The sequence below is a fragment of the Paenibacillus paeoniae genome, from assembly GCF_003388735.1.
Classification (GTDB): domain Bacteria; phylum Bacillota; class Bacilli; order Paenibacillales; family Paenibacillaceae; genus Pristimantibacillus; species Pristimantibacillus paeoniae.
Map to the genome: position 1 here is coordinate 469,924 of NZ_QUBQ01000002.1, position 13,072 is coordinate 482,995.

11 protein-coding genes and 1 riboswitch are annotated in these 13,072 nt (G+C 53.4%); all 11 genes read right to left on the minus strand.

The genetic code is table 11. The annotated features are described in order from the left end of the window. Positions 1 to 20: 20 nt before the first annotated feature. Positions 21 to 1,568 carry a bifunctional phosphoribosylaminoimidazolecarboxamide formyltransferase/IMP cyclohydrolase gene (gene purH, locus DX130_RS14440; RefSeq protein WP_116046527.1) on the minus strand — a complete coding sequence of 516 codons (1,548 nt, stop codon included), beginning with the start codon at positions 1,566 to 1,568 and terminating at the stop codon, positions 21 to 23. A 116-nt stretch (positions 1,569 to 1,684) separates the two neighbouring features. Then, on the minus strand, positions 1,685 to 2,299 hold the full coding sequence (purN, locus tag DX130_RS14445) for a phosphoribosylglycinamide formyltransferase (RefSeq protein ID WP_116046529.1): 615 nt from the start codon (positions 2,297 to 2,299) through the stop codon (positions 1,685 to 1,687). Beyond that, on the minus strand, positions 2,299 to 3,342 hold the full coding sequence (gene purM / locus DX130_RS14450; RefSeq protein WP_116046531.1) for a phosphoribosylformylglycinamidine cyclo-ligase: 1,044 nt from the start codon (positions 3,340 to 3,342) through the stop codon (positions 2,299 to 2,301). Before purM ends, purN begins: the two co-directional genes overlap by 1 nt. Before the next feature lie 45 nt (positions 3,343 to 3,387). Continuing rightward, entirely contained in the window at positions 3,388 to 4,869 is a 1,482-nt protein-coding gene (gene purF / locus DX130_RS14455; protein ID WP_116046533.1) for an amidophosphoribosyltransferase, read from the minus strand. Beyond that, complete coding sequence (gene purL / locus DX130_RS14460; RefSeq protein WP_116046535.1) at positions 4,854 to 7,097, minus strand: phosphoribosylformylglycinamidine synthase subunit PurL; 2,244 nt, start codon at positions 7,095 to 7,097, stop codon at positions 4,854 to 4,856. The genes purF and purL overlap by 16 nt, the downstream gene beginning before the upstream one ends. Then, positions 7,075 to 7,770, minus strand: a complete 696-nt coding sequence (gene purQ / locus DX130_RS14465; RefSeq protein WP_116046537.1) for a phosphoribosylformylglycinamidine synthase subunit PurQ — start codon at positions 7,768 to 7,770, stop codon at positions 7,075 to 7,077. The genes purL and purQ overlap by 23 nt, the downstream gene beginning before the upstream one ends. 3 nt (positions 7,771 to 7,773) lie before the next feature. Beyond that, a complete protein-coding gene (gene purS / locus DX130_RS14470; protein WP_206098834.1) occupies positions 7,774 to 8,019 on the minus strand; it encodes a phosphoribosylformylglycinamidine synthase subunit PurS in 246 nt (81 codons plus the stop codon). Between the two features lie 581 nt (positions 8,020 to 8,600). Continuing rightward, entirely contained in the window at positions 8,601 to 9,500 is a 900-nt protein-coding gene (locus tag DX130_RS14475; RefSeq protein ID WP_116046540.1) for a phosphoribosylaminoimidazolesuccinocarboxamide synthase, read from the minus strand. A 16-nt stretch (positions 9,501 to 9,516) separates the two neighbouring features. Next, positions 9,517 to 10,812, minus strand: coding sequence for an adenylosuccinate lyase (purB, locus tag DX130_RS14480; RefSeq protein ID WP_116046542.1), 1,296 nt, complete (start codon positions 10,810 to 10,812; stop codon positions 9,517 to 9,519). A 7-nt stretch (positions 10,813 to 10,819) separates the two neighbouring features. After that, positions 10,820 to 12,031 carry a 5-(carboxyamino)imidazole ribonucleotide synthase gene (gene purK / locus DX130_RS14485; RefSeq protein WP_116046544.1) on the minus strand — a complete coding sequence of 404 codons (1,212 nt, stop codon included), beginning with the start codon at positions 12,029 to 12,031 and terminating at the stop codon, positions 10,820 to 10,822. Beyond that, positions 12,028 to 12,513, minus strand: a complete 486-nt coding sequence (purE, locus tag DX130_RS14490; protein WP_116046546.1) for a 5-(carboxyamino)imidazole ribonucleotide mutase — start codon at positions 12,511 to 12,513, stop codon at positions 12,028 to 12,030. The genes purK and purE overlap by 4 nt, the downstream gene beginning before the upstream one ends. A 291-nt stretch (positions 12,514 to 12,804) precedes the next feature. Continuing rightward, a riboswitch (purine riboswitch) is annotated at positions 12,805 to 12,903 on the minus strand. Positions 12,904 to 13,072 lie beyond the last annotated feature (169 nt).

Consider the following 13,072-nt stretch of genomic DNA (forward strand, 5'->3'; position numbering starts at 1 on the left):
ATAATTGAACGGAACTTCTCTTAGTGCTTGAAGTGTCTTACGCTTGTGAACACCATTGCGATATTGTTCGCGTTAGCCGCAGCGATGGATTCCTCATCCTTAATGGAGCCGCCTGGCTGAATGATCGCTGTAATGCCTGCTTTTGCCGCCAGTTCCACCGTGTCTCCCATTGGGAAAAACGCATCGGAAGCCAGTGCAGAGCCAACAGCTTTCTCTCCGGCTTGCTCAATGGCAATGCGAGCTGCGCCTACACGGTTCATTTGGCCTGCGCCTACGCCTACCGTGGTATCGCCTTTCGCCAGCAGAATAGCATTGGACTTCACGTGCTTAACGACTTTCCAGCCGAATAGAAGCTGCTTCATTTCTTCTTCTGTCGGCTTGCGGTTCGTGACCACTTTCAGATCGGCCTCTGTCAGGCTATGCACATCGCTCTCCTGTACGAGCATGCCGCCGTCTACCGAAGTTACGAGCCATTCCGGCTTGCGCTCAGCGGCTGCCTTCAGCTCGCCCAGCTTCATCAGACGAATATTCTTTTTCTTCGTCAAAATCTCCAGCGCTTCCGGTGTAAAGTCAGGCGCGATGATGATCTCCAGGAAGATGCTCCCCAGCAGCTCAGCCGTATCTGCGCCGATTGTGCGGTTCGCCGCTACAATACCGCCGAAGATGGACGTCGGGTCCGCTTCATACGCTTTTTGGTAGGCTTCATGGATCGTTGCACCGATGCCTACGCCGCAAGGATTCATATGCTTAACCGCCACAACAGCCGGCTCATCGAATTCTTTCAGAATAGCCAGTGCCGCGTTGGCGTCATTGATATTATTATAGGACAATTCTTTGCCGTGCAGCTGCTCCGCCGTCGTCACATTGCCGGAAGCGGCAAGCGGCTTGCGGTAGAAGGCAGCCTTCTGATGCGGGTTCTCTCCATAACGAAGATCCTGTACCTTCTCGTAGGTAACCGTATACGATTCAGGCAGCGGCTCGCCTGTCTGCTTCGACAGGTAATCGGCGATAAGCGCATCGTAAGATCCAGTGTGGCGGAATACTTTTGCCGCGAGGCGCTTGCGCGTCTGGAGCGTCGTATCGCCTTGCTCCTTCACTTCTTCCAGTACGGAAGCATAATCGGAAGCATCCACAACAACCGTTACAAACGCGTGGTTTTTCGCAGCGGAGCGAAGCATAGTCGGACCGCCGATATCGATGTTCTCGATGGCGTCCTCATAAGTCACATCCGGCTTGGCGATTGTTTCTTTGAACGGATACAGATTGACGATAACAAGGTCGATGTAATCCAGACCAAGCTCCTTCATCGCCTTCTGATGCTCTTCGTCGTCACGCACAGCCAGCAGTCCGCTGTGGACAGCCGGATGAAGCGTCTTGACGCGTCCGTCGAGAATTTCCGGGAAACCAGTAACGTCGGAGATGCCGATGACCGGTACGCCTTCCTTTTGCAACAGGTTGAACGTGCCCCCTGTCGAAATAATTTGAACGCCTTGGTTCGCAAGCTCTCTGGAAAACTCTACAATGCCCGTCTTGTCGGAAACGCTAATTAACGCTCTGCGAATAGCCACGCCAATGTCCTCCTTTTATTTGACCAATTGGATATGATGTTCTTTCATTTATCGAATAGCCTCTCATTTGAAGCTTTGCTTTCGGGTATTACTGACGAACCAACCCATACATGCTATTAGCGCTTGCCAACGGCCACTCTGCGACCCTCGATCGTGACGGTGCCTTGCGCGATGAGCCGGATCGCTTCAGGATACAGCTCCCGCTCAGCCGCCTGAATCCGGACGGTAAGCGAAGCCTCGTCATCCTCTTCCGTAATCGCGACAGCCGTCTGTGCAAGGATCGGACCGCTATCAAGACCGCCATCGACATAATGAACGGTGACGCCTGTAATCTTCACGCCATGCTCCAGCGCTTGTCCAATGGCATTCATGCCTGGGAATGATGGCAGGAGCGACGGGTGGATATTAATCATGCGGCCCATAAAAGGCTCCACCAGCGTAGGAGTCAGAATGCGCATATAGCCGGCCAGGACAATCAGATCCACCTGACGTGCCCGCAGCTCCTCCAGAATCTCACTCTCGTAAGCCTCGCGCGACGGGTAATCCTTGGGTTTGAATACAAAGGCGTCTACTCCCGCTTGCGACGCCCGCTCGATGACGGGAGCAGACGGCTTGTCACAAACAAGAAGCTCGATTGTGACATCGAGCTTCCCCTCCCGCACCGCATCGGCAATCGTCTGGAAGTTCGTTCCCTGTCCCGACGCGAATATCGCGATGCGAAGCGCCGCCATTACACGTCAGCTCCTTGGAACGTTACGATCCGGCTGCCTTCCGTAACGGTACCGATACGGTACGCTTTCTCGCCAAGCTCGGCTGCAACGCTAAGCGCTTGCTCCGCTTGCTCTTCCGGAACGACAATAACCAGGCCAATACCCATATTGAAAGTTGTGAACATATCGCGGTTGCTGATGCTGCCTTTCTTCTGCATCAAGTCGAAGATAGGCAGAATTGGCCACGAGCCGTAATTAATCTCCACATTTACGCCTTCAGGCAGGACACGCGGAATGTTCTCGATAAAGCCGCCGCCTGTAATATGAGCCATACCCTTAACGTTAACTTTCTCGATCAACGCCAAAGCTTGCTTCACATAGATGCGCGTTGGCTCAAGCAGCACGTCGCCCAGCTTTGCTCCGCCCAGCTCGTCCACCTGCTGCTCCAGCGAGTAGCCCGCTTCTTCCAGCAACAGACGGCGAACAAGCGAGAAGCCGTTGCTGTGGATGCCGCTTGAAGCGAAGCCCAATACGACGTCGCCCGGCTTGATTGTGGAGCCGTCGATCATTTTTTTCTTGTCGACGATGCCGACCGTGAACCCTGCCATATCATATTCGTCTACGGAATACATGCCCGGCATTTCCGCCGTCTCTCCGCCGATCAGCGCACAACCGGCTTGCACGCAGCCTTCAGAGATGCCTTTGACAATCGCTTCGATCTTCTCCGGCACAACCTTGCCGCATGCCAGATAGTCGAGGAAGAAGAGCGGCTCCGCGCCTTGTACGATAATGTCATTGACGCACATCGCGACCGCATCGATGCCGATCGTATCATGCTTGTCCATCGCAAAAGCCAGCATCAGCTTCGTGCCAACGCCATCCGTTCCCGATACGAGCACCGGCTCCTCGTACTTATCCTTGTTCAGGCCGAACAGACCGCCGAAGCCGCCCAGCTCCGCCATCACTTCAGGACGGTACGTTCTCTTCACATGCTTCTTCATCCGTTCGACGGCTTCGTTGCCTGCGGCAATATCAACGCCGGCCTTTTTGTACGCTTCTGACAAATGGGTCCACTCCTTTAGTGTATATCAATCATGAAATTATCCCTGTTAACAGCTGCAACTCTTCTCCGACTCTTCGTTCACCGGCGTTGGATAGTCATTGTCGAAGCAAGCGAGACACATCCCGCGATTGTAGGCGCCCTCGTTGCCGCCGACAGAATCAACGAATCCATTATCGCTTAGGAACGCCAGCGAATCCGCGTTGATCTCTTTGCGAATCTCCTCAATCGTACGGTACGAAGCGATCAATTCCTTGCGATCCGGCGTGTCGATGCCGTAATAGCATGGGTTTTTGAACGGAGGCGACGTAATGCGCACATGTACTTCAGTCGCTCCCGCTTCACGCAGCAGGTTCACGATGCGGCGGGAAGTGGTGCCGCGAACGATGGAGTCGTCGATCATGACGACGCGTTTGCCTTCCACGACCTTGCGGACGGCGGACAGCTTCATCTTGACGCCTTTCTCGCGCAGCTCTTGGGACGGCTGAATGAACGTGCGTCCTGTATATTTGTTTTTGATCAGTCCAAGCTCATAAGGAATGCCCGTCTGCTCAGCGTAGCCGATTGCAGCAGAGATACTGGAATCCGGCACGCCGGTTACGATATCCGCGTCCATGAAGGACTCGATGGCCAGCTGTTGTCCCATCCGCTTCCGTGCGGAATGGATGTTGATGCCGTTAATATCACTATCCGGGCGGGCAAAATAAATATATTCCATCGCGCAAGTAGCGCGGCGTTCAATCGTTGCGTATCGTTCAATTTGCAGGCCGCTGTCATCCAAAATCAACAGCTCGCCAGGTTGTACGTCACGCACATACTCTGCGCCGATCGTCTCGAATGCGCATGTCTCGGAAGAGAACACGTAGCTGTCGCCAAGACGGCCCATAGCCAGCGGTCGCAAACCATGCGGGTCGGAAGCGACCAGCAGCTTGTCGTTCGTCATGATGAGGAATGCGAATCCTCCCACGATACGCTGCAAAGCTTCCTTAGCCGCTGTCACAAAATCTTTGGACGAGCGAGCGATCAAATGCGCGATAACTTCCGTGTCGCTGGACGTTTGGAAGATAGAGCCGCTCATCTCCAGCTCGCGGCGAATCTCCGGCGCATTGACGATATTACCATTCGTCGCAACTGCAAGATCACCGTCGCGATAGCGAAAGATCAGCGGCTGAGCATTGCTCAGCCGGCTTTCACCAGCAGTGGAATAGCGGACATGTCCGATAGAGCGATCGCCAGAGAGAAGCTCCAACTGATCCTTGGTGAACACTTCCTTCACCAATCCCATGCCCCGGTAGTAATTGAACTTGCCGCTGTCCTTCGAATCCGCGGTGCAGATGCCTGCACTCTCCTCGCCCCGATGCTGCAGAGCGTGAAGGCCATAGTACGAAAGGCCAGCAGCGTCGGGATGTCCGAACACGCCGAACACCCCGCACTCCTCACGCAGCTTGTCAAAAATATCGTCACGGCCGATGCCTTCATTATAATGATCGCCTGTCCAGAGTACTGGAGCAGACTTTATTTCATGAGACATGGAATCGCATCCTTCCAGACCTTCTCCAGTTGTTGTACCGGTGCGTTGACGCCGGCTTTGCCATTGACGTTAATGGTCAGGCTGCTACCTGATACAGTTCCGATAGTCGCATGTGTCACGCCTTGCTCCGACAACCAAGCTGTCAAAGCGTCCGCTTGATCCGGCTTAGCCGACAGCAGAATGCGGGATTGCGATTCGCTGAATAGAAGATGGTCAGGACGCAGATCGCTTGCAAGCGATACGCTCGCGCCAATGCTGCCGCTGATGCAAGACTCAGCTAATGCGACAGCGATGCCGCCCTCGGACAAGTCATGCGCCGAAGCGACCAGACCTTTTTGAATCGCGCCAAGGACTGCGCCTTGTACGTTTTTCTCAAGGGCCAGATCAATGACTGGCGGTCTGCCGGAAGCAGCGCCGTTCAATACGTATTGCAGCTCGCTGCCGCCGAACTCCGCTTTTGTCTCGCCGACAAGGATAATAACATCGCCTTCGGACTTGAATTTTTGCGTCGTGATATGGTCATGATCATGCACAAGGCCTACCATGCCGATAACCGGCGTCGGGTAGATCGCGCCTTTTGCGTTCTCGTTATACAAGCTGACGTTGCCGCCGATAACCGGCGTATCCAGCACCACGCAAGCCTCGGACATGCCATCGGCGGATTTCTCCAGCTGCCAGAACACTTCCGGCTTCTCCGGGCTGCCGAAGTTCAGGTTGTCTGTAACCGCGAGCGGCTCTGCACCGGAGCAAATGATATTGCGCGCTGCTTCCGCAACAGCAATACGTCCGCCCATCTCTGGATCAAGGTATACGTAACGTCCGTTGCAGTCCGTTGTCATCGCCAGCGCTTTGCGCGTACCGTCAATTGTTACGACAGCTGCGTCGGAGCCTGGCTGAACAGCCGTTGCTGTACGAACCATATAATCATATTGGTTGTAAACCCACTCTTTGCTCGCCACCGTTGGGGAACCCAGCACTTTCTCAAGAGCGCCGTTCAGGTCGGTAATTTCCGCAAAATCAGCCGTATCGATTGATGCGCTTTCGCGGAAGTAAGCAGGCTCTTCAGAAGGCTTGTTGTATACCGGGCACTCGTCAACAAGTGCTGTGACCGGCATGTCAGCCACTTCTGCACCTTGATGGAACAAGCGAAGACGTCCGTCATCCGTTACTTTACCTACTTTGGCGCAAATGATGCCCCAACGATCAAAGATCTCCTTCGCTTGCTCTTCATGCCGCGGCTCAACAACGAACAGCATTCTCTCTTGCGATTCGGACAACATCATCTCGTAAGGCGTCATGCCCGTCTCGCGTTGCGGTACTTCGTCGAGATACAGCTCAAGGCCGTTGCCTGCTTTCGAAGCCATCTCCGCACTGGAGCATGTCAGGCCTGCTGCGCCCATATCCTGGATGCCAAGCACGATGCCGGAGTTGATCAGTTCAAGCGTTGCTTCCATAACCAGTTTCTCCATGAACGGATCGCCAACTTGGACAGCCGTACGCTTCTCCTCGGACTCCTCGGACAGCTCGACCGATGCGAATGTCGCTCCATGGATACCGTCGCGGCCCGTAGCCGGTCCGACGTAAAATACAGGGTTACCTACACCTTTGGCGACGCCGCGCTGGATTTTATCGTGATCGATCAAGCCTACGCACATCGCGTTAACGAGCGGATTGCCCTCGTAGCTCTCGTCAAACATGACTTCACCTGCGACCGTCGGAATACCGATACAGTTGCCGTAGCCTGCGATGCCGCTGACTACATTTTCGAACAGGTATTTCACCCGGTCATTCTTCAGGTTGCCGAAGCGCAAGCTGTTCAGCAAAGCTACTGGACGCGCGCCCATCGAGAAGATATCGCGAATGATACCGCCCACGCCAGTAGCAGCGCCTTGATACGGCTCAACCGCCGAGGGATGGTTATGCGATTCGATTTTGAACACGACCGCTTGGTTGTCGCCGATGTCGACGATACCTGCGCCTTCGCCAGGTCCCATCAGGACGCGAGGGCCTGTGATCGGGAACTTTTTCAAGATCGGCTTGGAGTTCTTGTAGGAGCAATGCTCCGACCACATGACGCTAAATACGCCAATCTCCGTGTAGTTCGGCTTGCGGCCCAAAAATCCGCAAATCAGTTCATATTCATGGTCTGTCACGCCGAATTGCGTGTAAATGCGTTGATCTGCGATTTGTTCCGCTGTCGGCTCCTTAGCCGTTAACTGCTGCGCCATGTTGTTCCCTCCATGCATTCAAAATCGATGTAAACATCCGTTTGCCGTCTTCTGAGCCGAGCAATTGATCAACCGCGCGCTCTGGATGCGGCATCATGCCGACTACGTTGCCCGCTTTGTTGCTAACGCCGGCAATTTTGTCGACGGAGCCGTTCGGATTGGTATCGCCTGCGTAACGGAATACGATTTGGTTGTTCGCTTTCAGCTCAGCCAATGTCGCATCGTCACAGTAGTAGTTGCCTTCGCCGTGAGCGATAGGAATATCGATAATCTCGCCTTGCGAGAATTGGTTCGTGAATGGATTTGCGTTGTTCACCACTTCAAGAGGCGTGTTATGACATCGGAATTTAAGTCCATTGTTGCGAATCAGGGCGCCCGGGAGCAAGCCTGCTTCCGTCAGGATTTGGAACCCGTTGCAGATGCCGAGAATGAACTTGCCTTGCTCAGCCGCCTTCTTCACTTCATTCATCACGTTCGCGAAGCGCGCGATTGCGCCGCAACGAAGGTAGTCGCCATAGGAGAAGCCGCCCGGCACTAGAATCCCATCATAGGCGGACAAGTCTGTTGCAGTATGCCACACATAATCAACCGGTTGGCCGATGGTGGACTCTACTGCTTTGTAGCAATCGATGTCACAGTTGGAGCCTGGAAATACGAGTACGGCAAACTTCATGTCTTATCCCTCCAGCTCAAAGCGATAATCTTCTACGACTGTATTGGCCAGCAGCTTCTCGCACATTTCCTTCAGGCGTGCCTCGGCTTCAGCGCGGTCGTTCGTGTCTAGCTCAACCTCGAGATATTTGCCGATGCGCACTTTGCCCACTTCTGCAAAACCCATGGAATGTAGCGCGCCTTGTACTGCTGTTCCTTGCGGGTCCAATACGTTTTCCTTGATCGTGACGTAGACGGTTGCCTTCATAATTGCCTCCTGAGTATGGTTGAATTTTGGATAAGTATTCCTATAGCTTGCGGGACGATTGCAGCTTGGTGCGCTGCTTTGCTCATCAGTGCAAGGCAGGTCGATGAAATCGACTTATAGCTAGTTGATGTGACTCGCCGATTTCATTAAGTCGGTATGAGCGACTTAATTCACTACTATAGCTCCCACTGAGTCAGTTAAGTCGATTGTATCGACCTATTCGACTCTTACCCGTGTCTCTGTGACTTTTAAGTCGGTCTGACCGACTTAATTCACTACTATAGCTCGCACTGAGTCAGTTAAGTCGATTGTATCGACCTATTCGACTCTTACCAGTGTCTCTGTGACTTTTAAGTCGGTCTGACCGACTTAATTCACTACTGTAGCTCGCACTGAGTCAGTTAAGTCGATTGTATCGACCTATTCGACTCTTACCCGTGTCTCTGTAACTTTTAAGTCGGTCTGACCGACTTAATTAACGGAAAGTAACTGAATATCCACCTACGAGCCGAAGCTCTCGGCTCAGCGCTCCGGCCGAAGCAGCCATGCCAGCACCGTGTCAAACAGCACTCCGACGCCAATGACTACTTCAGCTCGCCGCCAGTTAAGCGGCGGTAGATCTCGCGATAGCGGGCAGTCGTCGCGATGACGACTGTCTCCGGCAGCGGATCCGGCATGCTGTTGCGGTCCCAATTGGAGCCAAGCAGGTAAGTACGGACCGGCTCTTTGTCCATGCTGTCAATCTCCACATCGAACGCGTAGTTGCCCTCGGACCAGAAGCGCGAGGCATCCGGCGTGAAAATCTCGTCAATCAGAATGACTTTGCCATCAATAAGTCCAAACTCGAATTTGCAATCCGCTAGAATGATGCCGCGTTCCTTGCAATATTCATGCGCGAAGCGATATAGCTCCAAGCTGCGATCGCGAAGCTCAGCAGCCAGATCGGCTCCCACCAGCTCGCTCATCCGCTCGAACGAGATGTCCTCGTCGTGGCCGACGTCGTTCTTGGCAGCAGGCGTAAAGATCGGCTCCGGGAAACGCTCGTTTTTGCGAAGGCCCTCGGGCAGCTCGATGCCGTTGATTGCCGATGTCGCCTCATACTGCCTCCAGCCGCCGCCCGTTATATAGCCGCGCACGACGCATTCGATATCGATGCGTTCTGCTTTGCGCGTCACCATAATCCGGTTCCTCAGAAGTTCAGGCGCAGTAACAACATCGCCCAGCAGCTCCACGTCTGTGTGCACGACATGGTTCGTCTGCATCTCCTTCGTAACGTCGAACCAGAATGCGGACAACCGATTGAGCACATTGCCCTTGTCCGGCACCGCCGGCTCCAGCACATAATCGAATGCGGAGATACGGTCCGTCACAACGATCAGAAAGTGTTCTCCCAAATCGTACAGCTCGCGTACCTTGCCTTTGTAGACAAGCGGAGCTTTCACATAATCCACAGCGGTGGACAAAGCTTGCGATTGAACAGCCATGAACTCCAACTCCCCCTTAGTTCAAGCCCAAACGTGCAAATATCGTGTCAACATGCTTCAGATGCCATGTCGGGTTAAAGCAATCGTCAATCTCCTCGGCGCTAAGCACCGATGTAATTTCAGGCGTTTCTTCAATGATAGAGCGGAACTGGCGTTGCTCCTCCCAAGCCTGCATCGCACGAGGCTGAACCGTGTCGTATGCCTGCTCGCGGCTGAGACCTTTGTCGATCAGCTTCGTCATGACTCGTCCGGAGAATGGCACACCGTACGTCGCGCTCATATTGCGCTTCATATTTTCCGGGAAAACGGTCAAGTTATGGATGATGTTGCCCAGACGGTTCAGCATGTAGTTCAGCAGCATCGTAGCATCCGGCAAAATAACGCGTTCCGCCGAAGAGTGGCTGATATCGCGCTCATGCCACAGCGGCACGTTCTCGTATGCTGTCAGCATATGGCCGCGAATAACGCGGGACAGGCCGGACATGTTCTCAGCGCCGATCGGGTTGCGCTTATGCGGCATCGCGGACGAGCCCTTCTGACCCTTCGCGAACGGCTCTTCCACCTCGCGGAATTCACTCTTCTGCAAAGCGCGAATCTCAGTTGCAAACTTATCCAGCGATGTCGCAATTAGAGCGATCGTCGCCATATATTCGGCATGACGGTCACGCTGCAGCGTCTGTGTGGAGATCGGAGCAGCCGTAATGCCCAGCTTCTCGCAGACGAATTGCTCAACAGACGGATCAATATTGGCATAAGTGCCTACCGCGCCGGACATTTTACCGAATTGCACGCCGTTCGCCGCATGTTGGAATCTTTCCAGATTACGTTTCATTTCTTCATGCCACAGTGCCATTTTCAGACCAAAAGTCGTTGGCTCCGCATGTACGCCATGCGTACGTCCCATCATCGGTGTATCCCTGTATTGGATAGCCTTCTCACGCAAGATAGCGATGAAGCGCTCAATGTCCTTCAGCAATATTTCGTTCGCTTGGCGAAGCAGATAGCCCGTTGCCGTATCGACAACGTCGGTTGAAGTCAGTCCGTAGTGAACCCACTTGCGCTCAGGTCCTACTGTTTCAGACACGGCGCGTGTGAACGCGATTACGTCATGACGCGTCTCTTGCTCGATCTCATAGATACGGTCGATATCGAAGCTTGCCGATTTGCGAAGCGCGACTACGTCTTCCTTCGGAATAATGCCCAGCTCCGCCCATGCCTCGCATGCGCAAAGCTCAACTTCCAGCCATGCCTTGAACTTGTTCTCCTCGGTCCAGATCGCTCTCATTTCCGGTCTGCTGTAACGCTCTAACATTGAACCTTCACACCTTCCAAATCTTAGTTTCGTTTATCCAATCAAGCGCCGCTTCCGTCGATTCAGCAAGCACATTCACATGCCCCATCTTCCGTTTGTACACGGCGTCTTTTTTTCCATACAAATGTACTTTCGGTGCCACATTCAGCCGCTCTGCCGCCTCGTCTCTCACGGCCAATCTCTCAAGCAAAGGCTCTACATGCTGGCCCAGCACATTCACCATAACGACGGGGCTTAACAGCGCTGTGTCGCCAAGCGGCAAGCCGCATACGGCTCTTACATGCTGCTCGAACTGCGACGTCCGGCAAGCTTCCATCGTATAATGGCCGCTGTTATGCGGGCGCGGCGCAAGCTCGTTCACATAGAGCTCGCCATCTCGCGTCACGAACATCTCCACCGCGATCAGGCCAACGACGCCAAGTCCTTCTGCCAGTCTTATCGCAAGGCGCTCTGCCTCGCGAAGCACACTATCCTCCAGCCGAGCAGGCACAATCGAAAGATGCAAAATATTTTCCACATGAATATTTTCCGCAGGCGGGAAAGCTTTTATTTCCCCTTTGGAGCTTCTCGCCGCAATGACAGATATCTCCATCGCGAAGTCGATGAACTGCTCCAAAACAAGCTGCGTTCCTGCTTTGGACAAAGTCGCGAACGCTTCATCCGATTCCGAGGAATCGCGGATCACCCATTGTCCTTTGCCGTCATAGCCGCCTGTCGCCGTCTTCAGTACGCATGGCGTACCGAATCGCTCTACCGCTTCACGTAGCTCTTCCACGCTGCTAATCTCGCTATAGGGAGCGACTTGTACGCCTGCCGCTTCAATCGCCCGCTTCTCGCGAAGACGGTGCTGCGTCGTATACAACAATTCGCTGCCTTGCGGAACATAGGATTCCGACATCAGCATAGCCGCTACATCCGCGTCCACATTCTCGAACTCGTATGTGATGACGTCCGAGCGGGCTGCGAGCTCGCGAGCAGCGTCTCTGTCGTTGTACGCGGCAACAATCTGGTCAGCAACTTGTCCCATCGGAGCGTCCGGAGTGGGATCGAGTGCGACAAATCGGTAGCCCATCGCACTGCCAGCGTTCGCAAGCATTCTGCCCAGTTGACCGCCGCCAAGTATGCCGATAGTTGCTCCAGGGAGAATCGTTGCGGCATTCGATGAAGCGGCAGCCTCAGCAGCAGCTTCCCTGCTCACGTTATCCGTGCCTTCGATCATAAAGTTTCACTGCTTTCCAGCACTTCCTGCTTAATGCGATCGCGTCTCGCTTGCACACGATCTTGAATTGCCGGATCGAAAGCGCCCAGGATTTGAGCTGCCAGCAAGCCTGCATTGGTGCCTCCTGCATTGCCAATCGCAACAGTCGCAACCGGGATACCGCCTGGCATCTGTACGATTGACAGCAAGGAATCCAGACCGTTCAAATTCGAAGATTTAACGGGAACGCCAATAACCGGCAAAGTCGTTTTTGATGCGACCATGCCGGGTAGATGAGCGGCGCCGCCTGCTCCCGCGATAATGACCTTAAGTCCGCGCTCCGCAGCTGACTCCGCATATTCGAACATAAGGTCCGGCGTACGATGCGCCGAGACGACCCCTTTCTCATAAGGAATATTCAATTCCTCCAGAACGTCGCAGGCTAATTTCATTGTGTCCCAATCCGACTTGCTGCCCATAATGACGCCCACCTTAGCAGACATGTGCTCAAACCCACTTTCTTTATTGAGATTATCTTATAAGCAAATAAAAAAGACCCCAAGCAATCTTAACGACGATATGCCAAGGACCTCTCGAGGAAACATTCCTTTAAGGAAAGCTTCAAATGAATGAATGCTACATTTGCCCTGTACGCGCCCGCTATAAACAGCAAAAACTGCTCCTGATGAGAGCAACCCCTCTATCGGCTTGCGGATCGATACGTTCTGGCGATATATAGCCTCCATACATCCGCAATCGGGGTGCATAGATGACTGATCACCTCTAGCTAACACATGTAGATTATTCAAACTCGTAGTCCAGAAATAACTGGTTCCGGGTAGAGACATTCGGGCCTGCCCCGAATATATACGAGAATACGAATGGGCGGCATGTTCCGCCTCAAACCTATTCTAGTTTATCGAATCGTCACTAGCCTGTCAACAAAATACGAACATTAAAAGGAGATCAATTGTTAAAGTTCGTTTTTTAGTCGTTTTAAAGCCGTGAAAACTGTAATTAGTTGTCAACACTAACGGTAGCTTGCTTAAATCATCCCTTTTT